Source organism: Bradyrhizobium sp. STM 3557, assembly GCF_045571465.1.
In the GTDB taxonomy this organism is placed as follows: domain Bacteria; phylum Pseudomonadota; class Alphaproteobacteria; order Rhizobiales; family Xanthobacteraceae; genus Bradyrhizobium.
In genome coordinates, this window is sequence record NZ_CP120697.1 from 3,494,995 (window position 1) to 3,517,607 (window position 22,613).

Here is a 22,613-nt window from a genome sequence, read left to right on the forward strand (position 1 = left end):
TCGTTGAGAGGAGGCTCTCAGCGTAAGATCAAAAGGTTAAGAATGATTAACCTTGGCTGGGGAGAGGCGAGATGTGGGTGGCGAAAACGGCCAATTTGCGACCCTTGACGGAAACCCTTGGGTGGCCCATCTTGGCGCGATGAACGGTTTCCTCGCCATTTGCTGCATTTGCCGCGAGATTACGAGCTAGCGATTCGCTGGCTGAGGCCGTCTATTCTCAACAGAGATGATCAGGACGCCCGGCCGGCAGGTCGGGTTTTTCGTATGTGCGGTGCATTGGGCTGATGGCGTCAGACGGATTTTGGGGCGGTGATCGATGGAACTGCGGCTGTACGATACGTTCACGCGGGAGAAGCGCCCGTTTCGGCCGATCGATGACAAGAATGTCCGCATGTATGTCTGCGGACCGACGGTCTACGACTTCGCCCATATCGGCAATGCGCGTCCCCTGATCGTGTTCGACGTGCTGTTCCGCCTGCTGCGGCAGATCTATGGCAAGGACCACGTCACTTACGTCCGCAACATCACCGACGTCGACGACAAGATCAACGCGCGCGCCGCACTGGATTTTCCCGGCCTGCCGCTGAACGAAGCGATCCGCAGGGTGACTGAGGTCACGGCAAGTCAGTTCCTGGCCGATGCCGCCGCGCTCGGCTGCCTGGAGCCGACCGTGCAGCCGCGCGCCACCGACTTCGTGCTGCCGCGCGCCGACGGCAAGGCCGACATGGTGACCCTGATCAAGCAGCTGATCGCGCGCGGCCACGCCTATGAGGCGGCCGGCGAGGTGCTGTTCGATGTCAGGTCGATGCCGGACTATGGCGCGCTGTCGGGCCGCAAGCTCGACGAGCAACTCGCCGGCGCGCGGGTCGCCGTCGATGCGCACAAGAGAAACCCGGCCGATTTCGTCTTGTGGAAGCAGTCTTCGGCAGACGAGCCGGGCTGGGATAGTCCGTGGGGCCGCGGCCGGCCGGGCTGGCACATCGAGTGCTCGGCGATGAGCGCGGCCTATCTCGGCGAGGTCTTCGACATCCATGGCGGCGGCCTCGATCTGATCTTCCCGCATCATGAGAACGAGATCGCGCAGTCGCGCTGCGCCCACGGCACCGACGTGATGGCGAACTATTGGATGCACAACGAGTTCGTGCAGGTCGAGGGCGAGAAGATGTCGAAGAGTCTCGGCAACTTCGTCACCATCCGCGAGCTGCTGGCTGATTGGCCCGGCGAGGTGCTGCGTCTCAACATGCTGAAGATGCACTACCGCTCGCCGGCCGACTGGACCTTGAGAGGCGTGGAGGAGAGCGCGCGCACGCTCGATGACTGGTACCGCGTCGCCGCCGACGCGTCGGGCGACAAGCCGGCCGCGGCCGTCATGGCGGCGCTGTCGGACGATCTCAATACGCCGCAGGCGATCGCGGAACTGCATGCGCTGCGCGGCCGCGCGGCTGCGGGCGCAGATGCAGATCGTGCTTCGTTTGCAAGCTCGCTGCGCTTCCTCGGCTTCCTCTCGGAGAGCGCCGCGCAATGGGAAAGCCGCAAGCAGGCGGCAAGCGGCGTCGATGCTGACAAGGTGGATCTGTTGATCACAGCGCGCGCCGAAGCCCGCGCTCGCAAGGACTTCAAGGAGTCCGATCGCATTCGCGACGAGCTCGTTGCGATGGGCATCGTCATCAAGGACGGCAAGGGCGCCGACGGCAAGCCGGTGACGACCTGGGAGGTGGCGCGATGAGCCGGCCCGATACGCCGTTTCCGCGGCACTGGCTCTATTACATCGTGCTGAAAATTGCGCTGATCCTCGGCGCGGTGGCGCTGGTCACGAAACTCTATGGCATGTGGTGAGCACGATGGGCCAATCGCTACCCAAACCTGCACTGAGGCCGTTCCTTCCTGCCGACACGCCGATGCTGGCGGCGATCTTCGTCGCAAGCGTCCAGGAGCTGACCGGCGACGACTACAGCGAGGCGCAGCAGGAGGCCTGGGCCGCGGTTGCTGATGAAGAGGAGAGCTTCGGCAAGAAGCTCGCCTCCGAACTGACGCTGATTGCGACCCTGCAGGGCTCGCCGGTCGGCTTCGCCTCGCTCAAGGACAACACGGAGATCGACATGCTCTATGTCCATCCGAGCGTGGCCGGGCAGGGCGTCGGCACGCTGTTGTGCGACGCTCTGGAGAAGCTGGCCGGCGCCCGGGGCGCCAAGAGCCTTACGGTCGATGCCAGCGACACTGCGGTCGATTTCTTCAGGAAGCGCGGCTACGCGGCGCAGCAGCGCAACAGCGTCACCATCAATGGCGAATGGCTCGCCAACACCACCATGAAGAAAGCCTTCGCCGACGGTGGAGCTCAGTCATGAGCAAGGAGCGCCTCTATCTGTTCGACACCACCTTGCGCGACGGCGCGCAGACCAACGGCGTGGACTTCACGCTCGCCGACAAGCAGGTGATCGCCCGCATGCTCGATGACCTCGGCATCGACTATGTCGAGGGTGGCTATCCCGGCGCCAATCCGCTCGACACGAGCTTCTTCGCCGAGAAGCCGAAGCTCAACCATGCCCGCTTCACCGCCTTCGGCATGACCCGGCGCGCAGGGCGTTCGGTCTCGAATGATCCCGGCGTGGCTGCGCTGCTCGAAGCGAGGGCGGATGCGATCTGCTTCGTCGCGAAATCCTCAGCCTACCAGGTTCGTGTCGCGCTCGAGACCACCAACGAGGAGAACCTCGCCTCAATCCGTGACAGCGTCAGCGCCGCAAGGGCCGCGGGGCGCGAGGTGATGCTCGACTGCGAGCATTTCTTCGACGGCTACAAGGAGAATGCGGAGTTCGCGCTGGCCTGCGCCAAGACGGCCTACGACGCCGGTGCGCGCTGGGTCGTGCTGTGTGATACCAATGGCGGCACCATGCCGCATGAGATCGAGGCCGTCGTCGGCGAGGTCATCAAGCGCATCCCCGGCGATCATGTCGGCATCCATGCGCATAATGATACCGAGCAGGCGGTCGCCAATTCGCTGGCCGCGGTGCGCGCTGGCGCGCGGCAGATCCAGGGCACCCTGAATGGCCTTGGCGAACGCTGCGGCAACGCCAATCTCTGCTCGCTGATCCCGACATTGAAGCTGAAGGCCGAGTTCGCCGATCGCTTCGAGATCGGCGTATCCGATCAGCAGCTTGCGAGCCTGATGAAGGTGTCCCGGACGCTCGATGACATGCTCAACCGCGCGCCGAACCGGCACGCGCCTTATGTCGGCGAGAGCGCGTTCGTCACCAAGACCGGCATTCACGCCTCCGCCGTGCTGAAGGACCCGCAGACCTACGAGCATGTCGCGCCGGAAGCCGTCGGCAATCACCGCAAGGTGCTGGTGTCCGACCAGGCCGGCCGCTCCAACGTGATCGCGGCACTCGAGCGCGGCGGCATCCCGTTCCAGAAGAACGATCCCAGGCTGACGCGGCTGGTGGAGGAGCTGAAGGAACGCGAGGCCGCGGGCTTCGCCTATGAATCGGCGAATGCCTCCTTCGAATTGCTGGCGCGGCGCACGCTCGGCACCGTGCCGGACTATTTCCGCGTCGAGCAGTTCGACGTCAATGTCGAGCGGCGCAACAACGCGCTCGGCGAGCGCGTCACCGTGGCGCTCGCCGTGGTCAAGGTCGAGATCGACGGCGAGCGCCTGATCTCGGCGGCCGAAGGCAACGGCCCGGTCAACGCGCTCGACGTCGCGCTGCGCAAGGACCTTGGCAAGTATCAAAGCTATATCGACGGACTCAAGCTGATCGACTATCGCGTCCGTATCCTCAATGGCGGCACCGGGGCCGTGACGCGCGTGCTGATCGAGAGCGAGGACGAAACGGGCGAGCGCTGGATCACGGTCGGGGTCTCGCCCAACATCATCGATGCCTCGTTCCAGGCGCTGATGGATTCGGTGTTCTACAAGCTGGTGAAGTCGGGCGCGCCGGGGTGAATCGTGTTTACGTCGTGCAGATGCGTAGCCCGCGTGAGCGTAAGCGATACGCGGGGCCCGGATGTCGCTTCGCTCATCCGGGCTACGGACCTGAGCGTGTCACTGCGTCCGCGATAACGGGAGAGGAGAGACGATGTCATGATCGACCACGTCTCCGTCGGCGTCAGCGATCTCGATCGCGCGGCGCGGTTCTACGAGGCCGTGCTGACGCCGCTCGGCCTGACGCGGCTGCTGACGCGACCGGCGACGATCGGCTTTGGCAAGGCCTATCCGGAATTCTGGATCAATCTGCGCGCCGGCATGGCGCAAGTGACGCCGGAGAGCGGCATCCACATCTGCCTGCGTGCCAAGTCCGCAGCAGATGTCGATGCGTTCCATGCGGCGGCGCTCGAAGCCGGCGGCACATCCGATGGTGCGCCGGGGCTGCGGCCGCATGATCGCGTGCGCTACTATGCGGCGTTCGTCATGGATCCGGACGGCAACCGGATCGAGGCGGTGACCTTTCCTGCCGAATAGCTCCGCGCCTCAGAGGCGCTTGGCGATCTCGGGCGCGATCTCGGTGTCTTCCTTGGCAATGCGCGCTGCCGCATCGCGCAGGCGCGGCAGGATGTCCTCGACCCGCTCGGCCCTGAGCACATCGATCGACAGCCCGGGGCGGATGAACTGGGTCTCCTGCATGTGCTTGAGCAGCGCGATCAGCGGTTCCCAGAAACCGTCGATGTCGGCGAGCAGGACCGGCTTGGCGTGCCGGCCGAGCTGCTTCCAGGTCAGCTGCTCGACCAGTTCCTCCAACGTGCCAACGCCGCCGGGCAGGGCGACGAACGCATCCGAATGCTCGAACATCAGCCGCTTGCGCTCATGCATGTCGGGCGTGACGATGAGGTCCTTCAGCGGCATCATGACCTCCTTCTTGACCAGGAAGTCCGGGATGATCCCGGTGACGTTGCCGCCGTGGTCGAGCACGGCGCGCGCGACCGCGCCCATCATGCCGACCGAGCCGCCGCCATAGACGAGCCGGATGCCGTTCTCGGCAAAGATCCTGCCGAGCGCGCTGGCGGATTCGATGAAGCGGGGATTGGTGCCGGGGCCGGAGCCGCAATAGACACAGACGGTGCGGATTTCAGTCATTCCTGGGGTGTCGCATCGCAGCGAAAAGGCGTCAAGCCGGTGAGAAGGCGGATGAGCCGGTTTGATTCGCTCGTCGCGAATCGATCGGACAAGTGTCTGCAACTGCCTTGCAAATATCGCGCCGCGGCGAAGATTCGTCTCCTACGAGGCGTGCATGCGACCAATAAAGCCCCTATATCACCGTTTCACGGCAAGAATGCGTTGCCTGGCAACGAGATGTGGTCCACGCCGAACTAAGGTCCCTTGATGGCTCAATCCCAACTGCCTTCGCACCCGCCTGACACGCGAAAGCCGGCGCGAATGCCCTTGGAGCGGGGGACCCTGGCGGGGACACTGGCACATCTGTGGCCCTATATCTGGCCGAGCGATCGCGCCGACCTGAAGATGCGCGTGATGTGGTCGGTGGTGCTGCTGCTCTTTGCCAAGCTCGCGACCCTGGCGGTGCCCTTTACCTTCAAATGGGCAACTGACGCGTTGACGGGCGCCAACACCGCGCCGGTCGCCTCCTCGAACTGGATGGTGTGGCTCATCGCCTCGCCTGTCGTGATGACTGCGAGCTATGGCGCGGTGCGCATCGTGATGGCGGTGCTGACGCAGTGGCGCGACGGGATTTTCGCGCGGGTGGCCATGCACGCCGTGCGCAAGCTCGCCACCATCACTTTCGTCCACATGCACGAATTGTCGTTGCGCTTTCATCTGGAGCGCAAGACCGGCGGCCTGACGCGGGTGCTCGAGCGTGGCCGCAACGCCATCGAGACGATCGTGCGGATGGTGATCCTGCAGCTGATCCCGACCATCGTCGAGGTCTCGCTGATATCGGCCGTGCTGCTGTGGCAATTCGATTGGCGCTACGTGCTGGTCACGCTGGCGATGGTCGCAGCCTATCTGTGCTATACATATTACGCGACGGAGTGGCGCATCGAGATCCGCCGCCGGATGAACGATTCCGACAGCGAGGCCAACACCAAGGCGATCGACTCGCTGCTGAACTACGAAACCGTCAAATATTTCGGCGCCGAGGCGCGCGAGGCCGAGCGCTACGACCGCTCGATGGAGCGTTATGAGCGCGCCAGCGTGAAGACCTACACCTCGCTTGCCGTGCTGAACGCAGGGCAGGCGGTCATCTTCACCATCGGTCTGGCCGCCGCCATGATGATGTGCGCCTATGGCGTGCGCAGTGGGCACAACACGGTCGGCGACTTCGTTATGATCAACAGCATGATGATTCAGCTCTATCAGCCGCTGAACTTCATGGGCATGGTCTACCGCGAGATCAAGCAGGCGATCATCGACATCGAGATGATGTTCGGCGTGCTGTCGCGCGATCCCGAGGTCAAGGATGCGCCCGATGCCGGGCCGCTTGTGGTCAGCACGGGTCACATCCGTTTCGAGGACGTGCGCTTCGCCTACGAGCCGGATCGCCCGATTCTCAAGGGGCTGAGCTTCGACGTGCCGGCCGGCAAGACGGTCGCCATCGTCGGACCGTCGGGCGCCGGCAAGTCGACGATCTCGCGGCTGTTGTTTCGCCTCTACGACGTCTCAGGCGGTCGCATCCTGATCGACGACCAGGACATCCGGACCGTCACCCAGACCTCGCTGCGCTCGCAGATCGGCATGGTGCCGCAGGACACCGTGCTGTTCAATGATACCATCCGCTACAATATTCGCTACGGCCGCTGGAGCGCCTCCGATGCGGAGGTCGAGGAGGCGGCACGGCTGGCGCAGATCGACGGCCTGATCCGCATCGCGCCCCAGGGCTACGAGACCCAGGTCGGGGAGCGTGGACTGAAATTGTCGGGCGGCGAGAAGCAACGAGTGGCGATCGCCCGCACCGTGCTGAAGGCGCCGCCGATCCTGGTGCTGGACGAGGCGACCTCGGCGCTCGATAGCCACACCGAGCATGAGATCCAGGAAGCGCTGGAGCGGGTCTCGCGTAATCGCACCTCGCTGGTGATCGCACACCGGCTCTCGACCATCGTCGCGGCCGACGAGATCATCGTGCTCGACCAGGGCCGGATCGCCGAGCGGGGCACTCATGCCGAGCTTCTGGCGCGGGACGGCCTCTACGCCGGGATGTGGAACCGGCAGCGCGAGGCGGAGGCAGCGCGCGAGCGGCTGGCGCAGATGGGCGAGGACGCCGAGGAGGCGGTCAGCCGCGCGCTGCCGTCCACTGAAGAGGCGGCAGAATGACTGACGCTCGCCTGCCGGTTGCAGCGGCGCCTTGCAAATGATTCATTTTGACCTTTTGTCAGCGGCCACCTAACTCACTGCACGGTTCGCGCCCGAAACAGCCGGTCAAACACCAGCGCAACGAAACAGGCCATGTCGATCAGCAATTCCATTCGTGCCCAGATTCCGCCGATCCACCCCGAAGGCTATCCGTTCATCGGCGGCTTCGCGCTTGTCAGCCTGATCCTGTTCTGGATCTGGACGCCGCTCGGCTGGATCGGCACCGTGCTCACCATCTGGTGCGCGCTGTTCTTCCGCGATCCGATCCGGGTCACGCCGCAGCGCGACGGGCTGGTGGTGGCGCCCGCCGACGGCCGCATCTCCATGATCTCGCAGGCATTGCCGCCGGCCGAGCTCGGTCTCGGCGACCGGCCGCTGCTGCGCATCTCGATCTTCATGAGCGTGTTCAATGTCCATGTGAACCGCAGCCCGGTGACCGGGCGGATCGAGCGGATCGCCTATCGCCCGGGGGTCTTCATCAATGCCGAGCTCGACAAGGCGAGTGAGGACAATGAGCGCAACTCGCTGGCGATCTCGACGCCGCACGGTCGTGTCGGCGTGGTCCAGATCGCGGGCCTGATCGCAAGGCGCATCGTGTCCTTCGTCCGCGAGGGACAAAACGTCGGCACCGGCGAGCGCTTCGGCCTGATCCGCTTCGGCTCCCGCGTCGACGTCTATCTGCCCGAGGGCTCCGTGGCGCTGGTGTCGGAGGGACAGACCTCACTCGCCGGCGAGACCATCCTGGCCGATTTCAGGCAGTCCGATCCGGGACTGACGTTCCGGAGCATCTGAACCGCCGGCTGGGCCGGCATGACCCATGAGATGGTGCCTTTGCCCGCCATGGTGCAATGGGCGCTTCACAGCTATATTGCGGTGTCATGATGGCTTACGATCCGACCTCTTCAGAACTGCGTCGCCGCCGGTTTCGCCCGATTCCGGTGCGGATGCTGGTGCCCAACGTCATCACGCTGCTGGCGATCTGCGCCGGCCTGACCGCGATCCGGCTGTCCACCGAGGGACGGATGGAGCTCGCGGTCGGCGCCATCGTGTTCGCCGCGGTTCTCGACGGCATCGACGGCCGCGTCGCACGCCTGATCAAGGGCCAGTCGAAATTCGGCGCCGAGCTCGACAGCCTGGCCGACTTCGTCAATTTCGGCGTGGCGCCCGGGCTGATCCTGTATTTCTGGCAGCTGAGCGAGCTGCGCGACGGCGGCTGGATCGCAGCGATGATGTACGCGATCAGCGGTGGCCTGCGGCTGGCGCGCTTCAACGCCACCATGGATGATCCGAACAAGCCGCCCTTCGCCTCGAACTTCTTCACCGGCGTACCGGCGCCGGCCGGCGCGATCACCGTCCTACTGCCGATCTATCTCGGCTTTCTCGGCGTCCCCAAGCCTCCGGCGCTCCTGACCGCGTTCTACACGCTTCTGATCGCGTTCCTGATGGTGTCGCGCCTGCCAGTGTTCTCGGGCAAGTCGATGCGCATGCGGGTGCCGCCCGAGCTGGTGCTGCCCGTCTTCGTAGCCGTAGTGTTCTTTGTTGCGCTGCTGGTGGTCTATCCCTGGCAGATCCTGTCCGCGGGCTCGATCCTCTACATTCTCAGCCTGCCATTGGGCTTCAAGTCGTATCGCGACCAGGCCGCGCGCTATGCCGGAGCGTCGGGCGCGACGGCTGCGTCCACCGCCACGGCGCAACCGACCAGCGCGCTGGTCACTCCGCCGGTCGCCCCTCGCCCCGACGAAGACAGGCCGCCGGAGCGGCTGCACTGAAGTCAGCGCATTGCAGCAGCGCTCGTCCGCGTTTTGCCGGGGGCGATCGCGTCGGCTATACCGCTTGTGCAAGAGCGGCCCATGAATGCCGTTCGCCTCATCCGGAGAGACGCCTGTGACCAGTTTTGCTGCCCCGCTTGATCCGTCCATTCTCGAAGCGCTGGCGCGCTACGACACGCCGACGATCTGCAATGCGATGGAGATCGTGGCGCCGGAGCGGCGGCTGATCGGCTTCACCACCAAGCCGCTGGTCTGCCCGTTTCCCCAGCTGCCGCCGATGGTGGGTTATGCGCGCACCGTGACGATCCGCTCGGTGCTGAAGTCCAGCCTGCCGGCGGACGAGCAGGCCAAGCGCCGCATCGACTATTACGAATATGTCGGCACCGGCTTCGGCCCGCGCATCAGCGTGATCCAGGACATCGATGGCCCCGACGTCGGCTATGGCGCGTTCTGGGGCGAGGTGCAGAGCAACGTCCACAAGGCGCTCGGCTGCCTTGGCGTCATCACCGACGGCTCGATCCGCGACGTCCCGCAATGGGCGCCCGGCTTCCAGGCGCTGGCCGGCTCGATCGGGCCGTCGCATGCCTGGGTGCATGCCGAGAGCTTCGGCGTCGAGGTTCGCGTCGCCGGCATGACGGTGCGCTCCGACGATCTGATCCACGCCGACAGCCACGGCGCGATCGTGATCCCGCATGAGCTCGCCGAGAAGGTGCCGGAGGCCGCGGAGCTGTGCGGGCGCCGCGAGGCGCCGATCCTGGAGATCGCGCGCTCCAAGGACTTCTCGCTCGAGAAGCTGAAGGACGCGCTGCGGCGCTCGGCGGAGATTCACTAACCCAGAGGCGCTCGCGATGGACATGACCGGCAAGACCATCCTGATCACCGGTTCGACCGATGGCGTCGGACGTTATGTCGCAGCGCGGCTCGCGGCCGAAGGCGCCCATGTCCTCATTCACGGCCGCGATGCGGCGCGGGCGCAAAGCCTGATCGAGGAGATCGTGCGCGGCGGGCACGCCGCGCCGGTGTTCTATCAGGCCGATCTGTCCTCGCTGGCCGGCGCGCGGCAGCTTGCGGACGCGGTCCGGGCCGACCATGACAAGCTGGACGTATTCGTAAGCAATGCCGGCATCGGCTCGCGTAGCATGGGCAGCGGCGAGCGGCGCGAGAGCGCTGACGGTTTCGAGCTGCGCTTTGCTGTCAACTATCTCGCAGGCTTCCTGCTGGCTTATTTGTTGCTGCCGCTGTTGAAAGCGGCAGCGCCGTCGCGCATTGTCAACGTCGCCTCGCTCGGCCAGCAGCCGATCGACTTCGATGACGTCATGATCACGAAGAACTACAGCGGCGGCCGCGCCTACGCGCAGAGCAAACTGGCGCAGATCATGTTCACGATCGATCTGGCTGCGGAGCTGAAGGAGTCCGGTGTCACGGTCAACGCCCTGCATCCGGCGACCTATATGAACACCACGATGGTGCGTGACGGCGGTATCACGCCGATTTCGACTGTCGAGCAGGGCGGTGAGGCCATCCTGCACCTGATCGAAGGCGACGATGTCGCCGGCCGCAGCGGATTGTTCTTCAATGGACTGCAGGAGGCGCGCGCCAATCCGCAGGCCTATGATCGGGCCGCGCGCGAGCGGCTGCGTGCGCTGAGCCGGAAACTTACGGGATTATGACGGCGCGCAAGGAGGTTGCCGCTGGCAAGCTCCTGGCTGACGTTGAATCGGCGACACGCGCCGCATGCACGGTGCTGCAGTCCTGTTTACCGATCATTATGCCTACCGGTAACGCGTCTTTAATGGCGGCCACGTAGGGTCAACACGCGCGGTTCCAGAATGAGCCGCGTCCGTCCGGCATGGTCGGTCGGGTTGGCGTACGCGGTGGAGTTCAAGTCATGGATATTATGACGGGCGCGGGGCTCGTGGCGGGCGTGATCGTCATTGCGACGATGATGCTTCTCGGCGGCGATCTTGAAATGTTCGTCTCCGAACACGCCGCGATCATCATCTTCGGCGGGTCGTTCTCGGCCACCATGATCCGATTCCCGCTGAATGCGATTCTCCACGGCGTGCCGCTCGGCATCAAATACGTTTTCACGATGAGCCGGCTGTCGGCTCGCGAACTGGTCGACGAACTCGCCCGCATCGCCGAGATCGCCCGCAAGCAGGGACCGGTCGGCCTGGAAAAGGTCGAGACCGACGAGCCGTTCCTGGCCAAGGGCATCCGCTACGTCGCCGACGGCTATGATCTCGAATTCATCCGCGACAATCTCGAGCGCGACCGCGACAATTTCCTGATGCATCTCGACGAGGGCAGCAAGATCTATCGCGCCGTCGGTGACTGCGCTCCGGCCTTCGGCATGGTCGGCACGCTGATCGGCATGGTGCAGATGTTCGCCAACATGACCGACCCGTCCAAGCTCGGCCCGTTCATGGCAACCGCGCTGCTCGCCACGCTCTACGGCGCGCTGGTGGCGAACCTGATCTGTCTGCCGATCGCCGACAAGCTGCATGGCAAGCTGCTCGATGAGGAGACCAACCGCACGCTGATCATCGACGGCATCCTGATGATCCGCGACTCCAAGAGCCCGGCTTTGGTGCGTGAGATGCTGCTGGCCTATTTGCCCGAGAAGCATCGCCACGCCGAGGGCGAGCCGGTCCCGGCCTGATCCGTCCAGGGGCTTTCGGAGTCTTGAGCGATGGCCAAGAAGAAACGCGGCGATGCGCATGGCGGCGGTCACGGCTGGTTCGTGACCTTCGCCGACCTGATGGGCCTTCTGGTCAGCTTCTTCGTCATGCTGGTCGCGTTCTCGACCATGGACAACAACAAGCTCAAGATCGTCGCGGGCTCGATGCGCGACGCCTTCGGTGTGCAGAGCGAGGCGCGCTACTCAGGGATTGTCGAGTCCGATGGCCTGCCGACCCGCCCGCGGCTGAAGAATGCGGCCCATGTCTCGCCCGAGGAGACCTCGAACACGCCGAGCCCCGAACAGGAGGAGCGGCAATACAGCAACGGCGCGAAGATCAAGACCGATCGCCAGTTTGCGCTGGCCGCGGCCTCGCTGCGCCAGGCGCTGCAGGACATGCCGGAAATGACGGAGATCTCCAAGCACATCATGTTCGAGGAGACCAAGCAGGGGCTCAATCTCGAGATCGTCGACCAGGACGGCCGCTCGATGTTCGCCGACGGCTCCAAGGTTCCTTATGACCGCACCCGGCGCCTGATCGAGAAGCTCGCCGCGCCGCTGAAGGCGACCCCGCTGCGCGTCCAGATCACCGGCCACACTTCCGCGGGCTTCGTCCCGAACAAGAGCGACTATGGCGCGTTCGACCTCTCGGCGGACCGGGCCAATGCGGTGCGGCAGATCCTGGAACGAGAAGGTCTGCCGCCGAGCCACATCTTCGCCGTCGCCGGCAAGGCCGATACCCAGCCGCTGTTCCCGGATGATCCCTCGCTCTCGGCCAATCGCCGCGTCACCATCACCTTGATGCGCGAGGATCCGCCGCTGCCCCCCAATCTGAAGCCGTAATGCTGCATCTGCGGCATCCGAGCCGTATCGCAGTGCGCTCGTTTTGCGAAATTTGGATAAAAGCACTGACAAGCCTTTGATTGCAGTGCGGCTTTGGTTTCAGGTCCAATGAAGCGCCTGCGGATAGGCTGACCGGATCTTCAATTCACCTTGCGAGTGGGACGAACCTAAATCTTCGTCTCAGTATGTCTGCGGCTCTTCGGGGCCGGACCGAGACTATGAGGCAAGTGCTTCCGGCGTTACAGCCGAAGAACCAAGCTCCTGCTATGGTAGATATTGACCTGGGGCCATGATGCGTCCAAACGCGCGGGGCCAGACGGGGAACGTGCGATCTCGAGCGACATGACGGTCAGCGCCACATCGACCGACGGACGCGAAGCCACGAGCACATCGGGCTTTTGGGCTTTGACGCTCGGCAGCATCGGCGTCGTGTTCGGCGACATCGGCACCTCGCCCCTCTACGCCTTTCGCGAGGCTGCCACCGGCGCTGCTCAGGGCCAGCCGGTCTCTCGGGTCATCGTGCTCGGCGTGCTCTCCCTGATCCTGTGGTCGCTCTTCATCGTGGTCACCGCCAAATACGTGCTGCTGCTGCTGCGGGCCGACAACAATGGCGAGGGCGGGACACTGTCCCTGATGGCGCTCGGCCAGCGGGCGTTGGGCAGGCGAAGCCTGTTCCTGTTGTCGCTGGGCGTCGTCGGAGCCTCGATGTTCATTGGCGACTCCATGATCACGCCGGCGATTTCGGTCCTCTCGGCTGTCGAAGGCCTGAAGCTCGCAACGCCCGCGCTCGAGCACTATGTCGTGCCGCTTACGGTTTTCATCCTCGTCTCGCTGTTCGCCGTTCAGAGCAAGGGAACGGCGCTGGTGGCATCCGCCTTCGGCCCTGTGATGGTTGTCTGGTTCACGACTTTGGCCGCGATGGGGATCGTCCACATCAGTGATGATCCTTCCGTGCTGGCGGCGATCAATCCGTATTATGGAGTGCAGTTTCTGCTCTCGCATGGGGCCGTCGGTCTGGTCACGCTGGGGGCCGTGTTTCTCGCAGTGACCGGCGGCGAAGCGCTTTATGCGGATCTCGGCCATTTCGGCCGCAAGCCGATCCAGTCGGCCTGGCTGTTCTTCGTGCTTCCATCGCTGCTGATCAACTATTTCGGGCAGGGCGCCCTGGTCCTGTCCGATCCCGGCGCCATCGAGAATTCGTTCTACCGGATGGTGCCAGACCTGCTGCTGCTGCCACTGGTGGGGCTCGCGACGGCCGCGACCGTGATCGCGAGCCAGGCCGTGATCACCGGCGCCTATTCGCTGGTCAGCCAGGCGGTGCAACTCGGCCTCCTGCCGCGTTTCGAGGTGCGGTATACGTCGGAGACCCATGCTGGGCAGATCTATCTGCCGCGCGTGAACCGGCTGCTCCTGATCGGCGTGATGCTGCTGGTCTTTCTGTTCCGGACCTCCAGCAATCTCGCTTCCGCTTATGGCATCGCGGTTTCCACCACCATGGTCGCCGACGGCATCATGGGCTTCGTGGTGATCTGGAAATTCTGGAACCTGCGTGCTGCGGTGGCCGCGGCGGTGATCACGCCCTTCGTTATCGTTGACGTGACCTTCTTCAGCGCCAACCTGCTCAAGCTCCTGGAGGGGGCCTGGGTGCCGCTCCTGTTCGGTGCTGCGATGCTCGTGACCATCTGGTCCTGGCGGCGCGGCTCGGCGATGCTGATGTTCAAGACGCGCAAAATCGAAGTCCCGCTGAATGAGCTGATTGTGAGCTTGGAGAAGCGGCCGCCGCACATCGTGAAGGGGACCGCGGTGTTTCTCACCAGTGATCCCGCCTCGGTGCCGACCGCCTTGCTACACAATCTCAAGCACAACAAGGTGCTGCACGAGCACAATGTCATCCTGACCATCGAGACGGCGCAGACGCCGCGGGTCGATCTGGCGGAGCGCGTCCGCATGGAGAAGATCAGCGACAGGTTTTCTAAGGTGCGGTTGCGCTTTGGCTTCATGGAGTCGCCGAATGTGCCGAGGGCGCTTGCAGTGGCGCGCAAGCTTGGTTGGCAGTTCGACATCATGTCGACGTCGTTCTTCGTCTCGCGCCGCTCTCTAAAACCTTCACCCCAGTCTGGCATGCCGGCTTGGCAGGACCATCTCTTCATTGCGCTCAGCCGATCAGCCAACGACGCCACGGATTATTTTCAAATTCCGACGGGCCGGGTGGTTGAAGTCGGTACTCAGGTAACGATTTAAGGCGAAGGACGTGCCGGAGCGCCTGAGATATGCGTTAATGCAGGCCGATGGCTCAAAATAGGGCTAGGCTATGCAGCAAGCGCAGGGCTATAAGCCCCGTCGCATTGCACATGGTGCCGTGACAGGATTTTGAGGCCCCACTTCCCATGACGAGTAACGTCGCAGCTCCCGCCGCGGACACCCCGCCGGCGACCAACGGGCATGCCGAAGCCCACTCGACCGCCAGCTTCGCGGCGCTTACGTTGGGCAGCATCGGTGTCGTCTACGGCGATATCGGCACCAGCCCGCTCTACGCGTTGCGCGAAGCCGTGAACGCGGCGAGCAATGGCGGCCAAGCGACGCCGCAGGCGGTGCTCGGCGTCATCTCCCTGATCCTGTGGGCGCTCATCGTGGTGGTGACGCTCAAATACGTCGTGATCCTGCTCCGCGCCGACAACAATGGCGAGGGCGGCACGCTGGCGCTGATGGCGCTGGCGCAGCGCGGCATCTCCAGGGGCGCGGGCGCGATCGTCCTGCTCGGAATCATCAGCGGCGCCTTGTTCTATGGCGACGCAGTGATCACGCCGGCGCTCTCGGTGCTCTCGGCGGTCGAAGGCATCAAGCTGGTCACCTCGTCGCTCGACCCCTATGTCGTGCCCGTGACTGTCCTCATTCTGGTCGCACTGTTCGCGGTGCAGGCGCGCGGCACCGCCAAGGTCGCCGCCTTCTTCGGGCCGATCATGCTGATCTGGTTCCTGGTGATCGGGATCGCGGCGTTCGCACCCATCATGCGCCGGCCGGAAGTGCTGTGGGCGATCAATCCGTTCTACGCCGTGTCGTTCATGCTTCATCACGGCATCATCGGCTTCATCACGCTGGGCGCCGTATTCCTGGCCGTGACCGGCGCCGAGGCGCTCTATGCCGACCTCGGCCATTTCGGCAAACGGCCGATCCAGACCGCCTGGCTGTTCATCGTGCTGCCGTCGCTGGCATTGAACTATCTGGGGCAGGGGGCCATCGTGATCGCCGACCCAAAGGCGATCGAGAACCCGTTCTTCCTGATGTTCCCGGATTGGCTCCTGATCGCGATGGTCGCGCTCGCCACCGTGGCGACCGTGATTGCCAGCCAGGCCGTCATCACCGGTGCCTATTCGCTGACCCGTCAGGCGATCCAGCTCGGTCTTATGCCTCGCTTCGAGATCCGCCATACCTCGGAGGCGCATTCCGGACAGATCTACATCCCGCGCATCACCAGGCTGCTGCTGATTGCCGTGATCCTGCTGGTGCTGATGTTCAAGTCATCGAGCTCGCTGGCCTCGGCCTATGGCATCGCCGTCACGGGGACTATGGTGGTCACGGCACTGATGGGCTTCGTCGTGATCTGGAAGGTCTGGAGATGGTCGCCCGTGGCGGCCGCTGCGCTGATCGCACCGTTCCTGTTGCTCGACCTGACCTTTCTCACCGCGAACCTGCTCAAGGTGCTGGAAGGCGGCTGGGTGCCGCTGGCGCTCGGCGGTTTCGTCATGACGTTGATGTACACGTGGCGGCGCGGCAGCCGGCTCTTGTTCGAGAAGTCGCGCAAGCTGGAATTCCCGCTCGCCGATCTCGTGGCGATGCTGGAGAAGCGCCCGCCGCAGCGGGTGCCCGGCACGGCCGTGTTCCTGACCAGCGATCCCCTGAGCGCGCCGACCGCGCTGATGCACAGTCTCAAGCACTACAAGGTGCTGCATGAGAAGAACGTCATCCTCACCATCGAGACCGCGACGACCCCGCGCATCGATCCCACGGAGCGCGTGCGCCTCGAGCAGGTCAGCCCGACCTTCTCGAAGGTGACGTTGCGGTTCGGCTTCATGGAATCGCCGAACGTGCCGCGGGCGCTGGCGATTGCGCGCAAGCTCGGCTGGCAGTTCGACATCATGTCGACCTCGTTCTTCCTGTCGCGCCGCGCCCTGAAGCCGGCGGCGCATTCCGGCATGCCACGCTGGCAGGATCATCTCTTCATTGCGCTCAGCCGCACCGCCAATGATGCGACTGACTACTTCCAGATTCCGAGCGGACGCGTGGTCGAGGTCGGCACTCAAGTCACGATCTGACGTGGCGATCTGAAAGGCGCGCCGCATGGGGCGCTGCGCCGGCCATGCAGCGGTAAAGCTTGATTTTTCAACCGGCCGGGGCGAGTTTGGCAGCAGCAGAGGGGCTTGCAGTGCCCCAATCAAGGTTGGAGGATGGCGTGGCAGTGGTGCACGATTTGACGCCGCAGGACGTGGCGCAGGGGATCGCGGAAGGACGCTATCTTCTCGTCGACGTGCGCGAGCCGAACGAGGTCGCGGTGGAGGCCTATCCGGACGGCATCGTCGTGCCGCTGTCGAGCTTCGATCCCAAGGCCATTCCCGATCCCGCCGGCAAGGAGGTCGTGTTCGCCTGCCGCTCCGGCAAGCGCTCGGTGACCGCCTCGATGGCGGCGCAATCGGCGGGCCTGTCCTATGACAAGCATCTTGCGGGCGGCATGCTCGGCTGGAAGGCTGCGGGCCTGCCGACGAAGACCGGCGGCTGACACCTCTTTCATGATCTCCCAATTATGATCTCCCAGAACAAGGTCTTCGCCGACCTGCCCGTCACCATTTTCGAGGCGATGTCGCAGCTCGCGCGCGACAACAACGCCATCAATCTCGGCCAGGGCTTTCCCGACGATCCCGGCCCTGAGGACATCCGGCGCGCCGCGGCCGATGCGGTGCTGAACGGCTATAACCAGTATCCGTCGATGATGGGCCTGCCGGAGCTGCGCCTGGCGATCGCCTCGCACTACGCGCATTGGCACAAGCTTGAGCTTGATCCGATGACCGAGGTGATGGTCACCTCCGGCGGCACCGAGGCGCTGACCTCAGCGATCCTGTCAGTGGTCGAGCCGGGCGATGAGGTGATCTGCTTCCAGCCGGTCTACGACTCCTATTTGCCGATCATTCGCCAGGCGGGCGGCATTCCGAAGCTGCTGCGGCTGGAGCCGCCGCATTGGCGGTTGTCCGAGGAGATGCTGCGCTCGGCCTTCAGCCACAAGACCAAGGCGGTGCTGTTCAACAATCCGCTCAATCCGGCCGCTGTCGTCTATCCGCGCGAGGATCTCGAGCTCCTCGCGCGCTACTGCCAGGAATTCGATGCGGTCGCGATCTGCGACGAGGTCTGGGAGCACGTGACCTTCGACGGCCGCGAGCACATCCCGCTGATCACGATTCCCGGCATGCGCGACCGCACCATCAAGGTCGGCTCGGCCGGCAAGATCTTCTCGCTCACGGGATGGAAGATCGGCTTCGTCTGCGCCGCGCCGCATCTGCTGCGTGTCGCTGCCAAGGTGCACCAGTTCCTCACCTTCACGACTGCGCCCAACCTTCAGGTCGCGGTGGCCTACGGGCTGTCGAAGCCCGATGACTATTTCCTCAACATGCGCGCGGAGCTTGCCAGGAGCCGCGACCGCCTGACCGCCGGACTCGAGAGCCTCGGCTTTCCCGTGCTGAAGGCGCAGGGGACTTATTTCCTCACTGTCGATCTGTCGCCGCTCGGGCTGAACGAGACTGACGAAGCATTCTGCCGCCGTATCACCACCGATTACAAGGTTGCCGCGATCCCGGTCTCCGCCTTCTATGAGCAGAACCCGGTGACCTCGGTGGTGCGCTTCTGCTTCGCCAAGAAGGATGCAACGCTGGATACGGCGCTCGAGCGTCTCTCCGATGCGATCCACCGGCGCTAAGGGATGATCGATATGACCTGCAGCAGCAAACGGCTTTCTCTCGCTCTCGTTGCCGCTGCGCTGGCGCTTCTTGCGCCGCCGTCGCGCGCCGAGGAGCGCGTCGTCAACTTCTACAACTGGTCGAACTACATGGCGCCGGGAGTCCTGGAGGACTTCACCAGAGAGACCGGCATCAAGGTGGTCTACGACACTTTTGATGCCAACGAGACCCTGGAGACGCGCCTATTGGCCGGCAAGTCGGGCTACGACGTCGTCGTGCCCACCGCCTACTTCCTGCAGCGTCAGATCAAGGCCAAGGTCTTCCAGCCGCTCGACAAGTCGAAGCTGCCGAACTTGGCCAATGCCTGGCCCTTCGTGGTGCAGCATCTCGCCACCTATGATCCCGGCAATCTCTATGCCGCCAATTACATGTGGGGCACCACGGGCATCGGCTACAACGTGAAGACGATCGAGAGGATTCTCGGTCCCGGCGCCAAGATCGACAGCTGGGATATTGTGTTCAAGCCGGAAAATCTCGTCAAGTTCAGGGATTGCGGCGTCCACATGGTGGATGCCGCCGACGATGTCTTCCCGGCGGCGCTCAACTATCTCAAGCTCGATCCCAATTCGACCAAACAGGCGGACCTCGAGAAGGCGGCAGATCTCATTAGCAAGATTGCGCCCTACATTCGCAAGTTTCACTCGTCGGAATATCTGAGCGCGCTCGCGACCGGCGAGATCTGCCTTGTCGTCGGTTATTCGGGGGACGTCATGCAGGCGCGCAGCCGTGCGGCCGAGGCCAAGAACAACATCGAAATCGGCTACACGATTCCGAAGGAGGGCGCGCAGCTATTCTTTGACAATCTCGCGATCCCCGCCGATGCCCAGCATGTCGCGGAAGCCTATGAACTGATCAACTATCTCTACCGGCCCGACGTCGCCGCCAAGAATTCGGATTTTCTGTCCTATGCCAACGGCAATCTGGCGAGCCAGAAGCTGATCGATCCGAAGATCCTGAGCGACAAGAACATCTATCCGGACGAGGCGACGCTTTCGAAACTGTTCGATATCACCGCGCGCGATTCGGCGACCCAGCGCGTCATCAACCGTCTCTGGACGCGGGTGAAGACGGGGCGGTAGTGACCACAAGCCGTCGTCATTGCGAGCGATAGCGAAGCAATCCGGGACCGCAACAAGATTCTGGATTGCTTCGTCGCTTCGCTCCTCGCAATGACCGTCGAAACTAACTCCCCATCCGATGCGCCGCACAGAGCTTGTTGCCGTCGAGGTCGCGCAGATAGGCCAGGTAGAACTTGCCCGTGGAGCCGTCGCGGATGCCCGGCGGGTCCTCGCAGGTCGTGCCGCCACCAGCGAGACCGGCCGCGTGCCAGGCGTCAACCTGTTCGGGCGAGCTTGATGTAAAACCGATCGTGCCGCCATTGGCGGGCGTTGCCGGTTGGCCGTTGATCGGCTTGGACACGGAGAAGACGCCCGTCGGCGTTCGATAGAAGATGCGATGGCCGTCGACCCAGGCGGGCTTGACGCCGAGCGTGCCAAGCAGGCTGTCGTAGAATGCCTTGGCCTTGTCGAGGTCGTTGGTCCCGATCATCACGTGTGAAAACATCCCGCACTTCCTCCTTCGTGTCTCCGAGACCGGAGTGATTTCGTTAGTTTTTGCGCAGCATCGCGATGCGCGCCGCCGCCGGCTGGCCCGTGCAGCACGCGTAGCGTAGCGAGAGGTTGGAGGCTGCGTAAGTATTTTGTTGCACAAGATCGGAGGCAGGGAGCATGACATGCCCTCGCGCGTTCCTTGCGGAGGAATTTTCCTCTGTCGCTTATCGCCACCGGCGATGCAGCCAGAGCCATTGCTCCGGATATTCGCGGATCCAGCCCTCGATGACCGAGGTGATGGCCTGCATGGTGCCCTGGATGTCGATGTCGCCGTTCGCGTCGCGCACCGGCTTCACTTCCTCCGACAGCTCCGCGCGGAACCGGTGGTTCGGAAGGCGAATGATGCGCACGCCGTGCACGGGGCATTCGACCTGGCGGAGCAGGCGCGCCAACGTCGGATTGGCGCGGGTCTTGCGGCCGAAGAACGTGACCTCGACGCCGTTGCTCCACCATTGATCGACCAGCATCGCGACGTGCTGGCCCTTCCTGAGCGCTTCCGCCAGCTGGAGCGGCGCGTTGCGGCCCGCCGGAATCAGCGTGCCCATGTTCACCTGCCGCATCTCCTGGATGATGCGGTCGGCGGAAGCGATGTTCGGCTTGCGATAGAGGATCGCGGCATCGAGCCCATGGGCGACCGCGGCGAGGGCCGGCATCTCCCAATTGGCAAGATGGCTGGCAAAGATCAGAGCCGGCTTCCCATCGAGCCGCAGCTGGTGGAACAGCTCATAGGTGCGATCCGGCAGCTCGATCCGGCTGGCCTCCGGGTGCTCCTCGACATAGTCCCAGATCTTGTCGATATGGGCAAACTCGGCGCCGACCCGGCCGAGATTGTCCCAGACGCCGGCGAGGATGGCCTCGATCTCTTGCGGAGATTTCTCGGGGAAAGCCGCGCTGAGATTGTCGCGGCCGATTCGCTGCTCGCGCAAGCGCGGGCCGATCAGCTGGGCGATTCTCGCGAACAGGTCGGCGGTCTTGATTGGATCGAAATAGCGCGTGGTGCGCAGCATGCCGACCGTGAGCGCGCCCACCGCGGACGCGCCCAGCGACTTCGAGGCCTGGCGAAATCGGGCCTTGGTCCGGGCCAGCAGAGTCATTTCGGTCGATCGGGCGCGATCAGGCCGGTTCGCGGGTCAGGATCAGCGAGGCGTTCTGCCCGCCGAAGCCGAATGAGTTCGACATCACGGCAGTGACGCGCGCATCCCTGGCCTTGTTGCCGACCACGTCGAACAGGATCGCCGGATCCGGCACCTCGTAGTTGATGGTCGGCGGAATCCGCTGATGCTCCAGCGTCAGCAGCGAGAAGATCGCCTCGATCGCGCCGGCGGCGGAGATGGTGTGCCCGACCATCGACTTGTTCGAGGAGACCGGGATCTTGCTGGTGTGCTCGCCGAACACGGCGGACGCCCCGATATATTCCATCTTGTCGTTCTCGGGAGTCGCGGTGCCGTGGGCGTTGATGTGATCGATCTGCTCCGGCGCCATGCCCGCGTCCGCCAGCGCCTTGCGGATGCAGCCGATGATCGGTTTGCCGTCCGGCGAGGAGCGGGTGCGGTGGAAGGAGTCGGTGAGTTCGCCGCAGCCGGCGATGACGCCAAGGATGTTGGCGCCGCGCGCGACCGCCGCATCATAGCTTTCGAGCACCAACGCTCCGGCCCCTTCGGCCATCACGAATCCGTCGCGGTTCTTCGAGAACGGCCTTGAGGCGCCCTGCGGGGGATCGTTCTGCGTGGAGAGCGCCGAGAGCAGCGAGAAACGGACCAGCCCTTCCGGATTGACCGAACCTTCGGTTGCCGCGCACAGCGCGACATCCGTCTCGCCGCGGCGGATCGCTTCGACCCCGAGCTGGATGGCGGTGGCGCCGGAGGCGCAGGCGGTCGACAGCGAGATCGGCGAGCCTCTGGTGCCGAAGGTCTCGGCTAGGTAATCGGCGACCGAGCCGAACTGGAAGCGGTGATGATAGGGCAGGAACTTGCCGCCGCCGCAGACCTTCAGCAGGTCGTCATAGGTGAACTCGGTGCCGCCGACCTCGCGCGCGAGCTCGAGCCGCTGCGGCCATTCGATCTCGACAGGCGCGACGGCAAGGAACAGCGGGCCGGGGAAATCGCCTTTGCTGCCGACGCCGGATTGTTCGATCGCTTCCTCGACCACCATGTGCGCAAGCCGTTCGGCAAGACCTGTCGAGGTGAAAGGCTCTTCGACCGGGACGAAATCGATCGTGCCGGCCATGGTCGTCTTCAGCCCGTCGATCGGGAAGCGGGTGATGGTGCGGATGCCGGACTCTCCGGCAACCAGCTTACGCCAATTGTCGGCCCTGCCGGCACCGAGCGAAGTGGTGACGCCCATGCCGGTGACGACCACAATCGGGCGGCCAAACTTGTCGCGTGCAGCAGTCATGATGTCCCCCGTCGCATG

The 22,613-nt window shown here is 64.1% G+C and carries 20 protein-coding genes; 16 read left to right on the forward strand and 4 right to left on the reverse strand.

What is annotated here, in order from left to right:
* Window positions 1-316: 316 nt before the first annotated feature.
* The 4 genes from cysS (at window position 317) to P6U24_RS15820 (ending at window position 4,456) form a co-directional block, all read left to right on the forward strand.
* Window positions 317-1,726, forward strand: a complete 1,410-nt coding sequence (cysS, locus tag P6U24_RS15805) for a cysteine--tRNA ligase (RefSeq protein ID WP_407159992.1) — start codon at window positions 317-319, stop codon at window positions 1,724-1,726.
* A gap of 115 nt (window positions 1,727-1,841) precedes the next feature.
* The gene (locus P6U24_RS15810) at window positions 1,842-2,345 is read left to right on the forward strand and encodes a GNAT family N-acetyltransferase (protein ID WP_407159993.1); all 504 of its coding nucleotides are present in this window, start codon (window positions 1,842-1,844) and stop codon (window positions 2,343-2,345) included.
* Window positions 2,342-3,940 carry a citramalate synthase gene (cimA, locus tag P6U24_RS15815; RefSeq protein WP_407159994.1) on the forward strand — a complete coding sequence of 533 codons (1,599 nt, stop codon included), beginning with the start codon at window positions 2,342-2,344 and terminating at the stop codon, window positions 3,938-3,940. Before P6U24_RS15810 ends, cimA begins: the two co-directional genes overlap by 4 nt.
* Window positions 3,941-4,078: 138 nt before the next feature.
* Window positions 4,079-4,456 (forward strand): VOC family protein, encoded by a 378-nt coding sequence (locus P6U24_RS15820; RefSeq protein WP_407159995.1) that lies wholly within the window; start codon window positions 4,079-4,081, stop codon window positions 4,454-4,456.
* Between the two features lie 9 nt (window positions 4,457-4,465).
* Here the strand turns inward: P6U24_RS15820 and P6U24_RS15825 are convergent, their stop codons facing one another.
* A complete protein-coding gene (locus P6U24_RS15825) occupies window positions 4,466-5,068 on the reverse strand; it encodes a TIGR00730 family Rossman fold protein (protein WP_407159996.1) in 603 nt (200 codons plus the stop codon).
* Window positions 5,069-5,368: 300 nt separating this feature from the next.
* Here P6U24_RS15825 and P6U24_RS15830 point away from each other — a divergent pair, with 300 nt between their 5' ends.
* The 12 genes from P6U24_RS15830 to P6U24_RS15885 all read left to right on the forward strand — a co-directional run bounded on the left by P6U24_RS15830 (window position 5,369) and on the right by P6U24_RS15885 (window position 19,670).
* On the forward strand, window positions 5,369-7,258 hold the full coding sequence (locus tag P6U24_RS15830) for an ABCB family ABC transporter ATP-binding protein/permease (protein WP_407159997.1): 1,890 nt from the start codon (window positions 5,369-5,371) through the stop codon (window positions 7,256-7,258).
* Window positions 7,259-7,390: 132 nt separating this feature from the next.
* A complete protein-coding gene (locus P6U24_RS15835) occupies window positions 7,391-8,089 on the forward strand; it encodes a phosphatidylserine decarboxylase (protein WP_407159998.1) in 699 nt (232 codons plus the stop codon).
* 89 nt (window positions 8,090-8,178) lie between these two features.
* Window positions 8,179-9,066: a CDP-alcohol phosphatidyltransferase family protein gene (locus tag P6U24_RS15840; RefSeq protein WP_407160484.1), complete on the forward strand. Its 888-nt coding sequence runs from the start codon at window positions 8,179-8,181 to the stop codon at window positions 9,064-9,066.
* Between the two features lie 85 nt (window positions 9,067-9,151).
* Window positions 9,152-9,898: an RraA family protein gene (locus tag P6U24_RS15845; protein WP_407159999.1), complete on the forward strand. Its 747-nt coding sequence runs from the start codon at window positions 9,152-9,154 to the stop codon at window positions 9,896-9,898.
* Window positions 9,899-9,914: 16 nt separating this feature from the next.
* Entirely contained in the window at window positions 9,915-10,736 is an 822-nt protein-coding gene (locus P6U24_RS15850) for an SDR family NAD(P)-dependent oxidoreductase (RefSeq protein WP_407160000.1), read from the forward strand.
* A gap of 218 nt (window positions 10,737-10,954) precedes the next feature.
* Window positions 10,955-11,728, forward strand: a complete 774-nt coding sequence (locus P6U24_RS15855) for a motility protein A (protein ID WP_407160001.1) — start codon at window positions 10,955-10,957, stop codon at window positions 11,726-11,728.
* Between the two features lie 30 nt (window positions 11,729-11,758).
* Entirely contained in the window at window positions 11,759-12,589 is an 831-nt protein-coding gene (locus P6U24_RS15860; RefSeq protein WP_407160002.1) for a flagellar motor protein MotB, read from the forward strand.
* 342 nt (window positions 12,590-12,931) lie between these two features.
* Window positions 12,932-14,830 (forward strand): potassium transporter Kup, encoded by a 1,899-nt coding sequence (locus P6U24_RS15865; RefSeq protein ID WP_407160003.1) that lies wholly within the window; start codon window positions 12,932-12,934, stop codon window positions 14,828-14,830.
* 146 nt (window positions 14,831-14,976) lie between these two features.
* The gene (locus tag P6U24_RS15870) at window positions 14,977-16,902 is read left to right on the forward strand and encodes a potassium transporter Kup (protein WP_407160004.1); all 1,926 of its coding nucleotides are present in this window, start codon (window positions 14,977-14,979) and stop codon (window positions 16,900-16,902) included.
* A 137-nt stretch (window positions 16,903-17,039) separates the two neighbouring features.
* A complete protein-coding gene (locus P6U24_RS15875; RefSeq protein ID WP_407160005.1) occupies window positions 17,040-17,363 on the forward strand; it encodes a rhodanese-like domain-containing protein in 324 nt (107 codons plus the stop codon).
* 24 nt (window positions 17,364-17,387) lie between these two features.
* Window positions 17,388-18,551 carry an aminotransferase gene (locus P6U24_RS15880; RefSeq protein ID WP_407160006.1) on the forward strand — a complete coding sequence of 388 codons (1,164 nt, stop codon included), beginning with the start codon at window positions 17,388-17,390 and terminating at the stop codon, window positions 18,549-18,551.
* 12 nt (window positions 18,552-18,563) lie between these two features.
* A complete protein-coding gene (locus tag P6U24_RS15885; protein ID WP_407160007.1) occupies window positions 18,564-19,670 on the forward strand; it encodes a polyamine ABC transporter substrate-binding protein in 1,107 nt (368 codons plus the stop codon).
* 103 nt (window positions 19,671-19,773) lie between these two features.
* Here P6U24_RS15885 and P6U24_RS15890 read toward each other — a convergent pair whose 3' ends face one another.
* The 3 genes from P6U24_RS15890 to P6U24_RS15900 form a co-directional block, all read right to left on the reverse strand.
* Entirely contained in the window at window positions 19,774-20,154 is a 381-nt protein-coding gene (locus P6U24_RS15890; protein WP_407160008.1) for a VOC family protein, read from the reverse strand.
* A 211-nt stretch (window positions 20,155-20,365) separates the two neighbouring features.
* Window positions 20,366-21,295, reverse strand: a complete 930-nt coding sequence (locus P6U24_RS15895; RefSeq protein WP_407160009.1) for a lipid A biosynthesis lauroyl acyltransferase — start codon at window positions 21,293-21,295, stop codon at window positions 20,366-20,368.
* 19 nt (window positions 21,296-21,314) lie between these two features.
* A complete protein-coding gene (locus P6U24_RS15900) occupies window positions 21,315-22,595 on the reverse strand; it encodes a beta-ketoacyl-ACP synthase (protein WP_407160010.1) in 1,281 nt (426 codons plus the stop codon).
* Window positions 22,596-22,613 lie beyond the last annotated feature (18 nt).

Coding starts and splice junctions, on each gene's coding strand:
- cysS (WP_407159992.1), top strand. CDS start 317: ATGGAACTGCGGCTGTACGATACGTTCACGCGGGAGAAGCGCCCGTTT.
- P6U24_RS15810 (WP_407159993.1), top strand. CDS start 1,842: ATGGGCCAATCGCTACCCAAACCTGCACTGAGGCCGTTCCTTCCTGCC.
- cimA (WP_407159994.1), top strand. CDS start 2,342: ATGAGCAAGGAGCGCCTCTATCTGTTCGACACCACCTTGCGCGACGGC.
- P6U24_RS15820 (WP_407159995.1), top strand. CDS start 4,079: ATGATCGACCACGTCTCCGTCGGCGTCAGCGATCTCGATCGCGCGGCG.
- P6U24_RS15825 (WP_407159996.1), bottom strand. CDS start 5,068: ATGACTGAAATCCGCACCGTCTGTGTCTATTGCGGCTCCGGCCCCGGC.
- P6U24_RS15830 (WP_407159997.1), top strand. CDS start 5,369: ATGCCCTTGGAGCGGGGGACCCTGGCGGGGACACTGGCACATCTGTGG.
- P6U24_RS15835 (WP_407159998.1), top strand. CDS start 7,391: ATGTCGATCAGCAATTCCATTCGTGCCCAGATTCCGCCGATCCACCCC.
- P6U24_RS15840 (WP_407160484.1), top strand. CDS start 8,179: ATGGCTTACGATCCGACCTCTTCAGAACTGCGTCGCCGCCGGTTTCGC.
- P6U24_RS15845 (WP_407159999.1), top strand. CDS start 9,152: ATGCCGTTCGCCTCATCCGGAGAGACGCCTGTGACCAGTTTTGCTGCC.
- P6U24_RS15850 (WP_407160000.1), top strand. CDS start 9,915: ATGGACATGACCGGCAAGACCATCCTGATCACCGGTTCGACCGATGGC.
- P6U24_RS15855 (WP_407160001.1), top strand. CDS start 10,955: ATGGATATTATGACGGGCGCGGGGCTCGTGGCGGGCGTGATCGTCATT.
- P6U24_RS15860 (WP_407160002.1), top strand. CDS start 11,759: ATGGCCAAGAAGAAACGCGGCGATGCGCATGGCGGCGGTCACGGCTGG.
- P6U24_RS15865 (WP_407160003.1), top strand. CDS start 12,932: ATGACGGTCAGCGCCACATCGACCGACGGACGCGAAGCCACGAGCACA.
- P6U24_RS15870 (WP_407160004.1), top strand. CDS start 14,977: ATGACGAGTAACGTCGCAGCTCCCGCCGCGGACACCCCGCCGGCGACC.
- P6U24_RS15880 (WP_407160006.1), top strand. CDS start 17,388: ATGATCTCCCAGAACAAGGTCTTCGCCGACCTGCCCGTCACCATTTTC.
- P6U24_RS15885 (WP_407160007.1), top strand. CDS start 18,564: ATGACCTGCAGCAGCAAACGGCTTTCTCTCGCTCTCGTTGCCGCTGCG.
- P6U24_RS15890 (WP_407160008.1), bottom strand. CDS start 20,154: ATGTTTTCACACGTGATGATCGGGACCAACGACCTCGACAAGGCCAAG.
- P6U24_RS15895 (WP_407160009.1), bottom strand. CDS start 21,295: ATGACTCTGCTGGCCCGGACCAAGGCCCGATTTCGCCAGGCCTCGAAG.
- P6U24_RS15900 (WP_407160010.1), bottom strand. CDS start 22,595: ATGACTGCTGCACGCGACAAGTTTGGCCGCCCGATTGTGGTCGTCACC.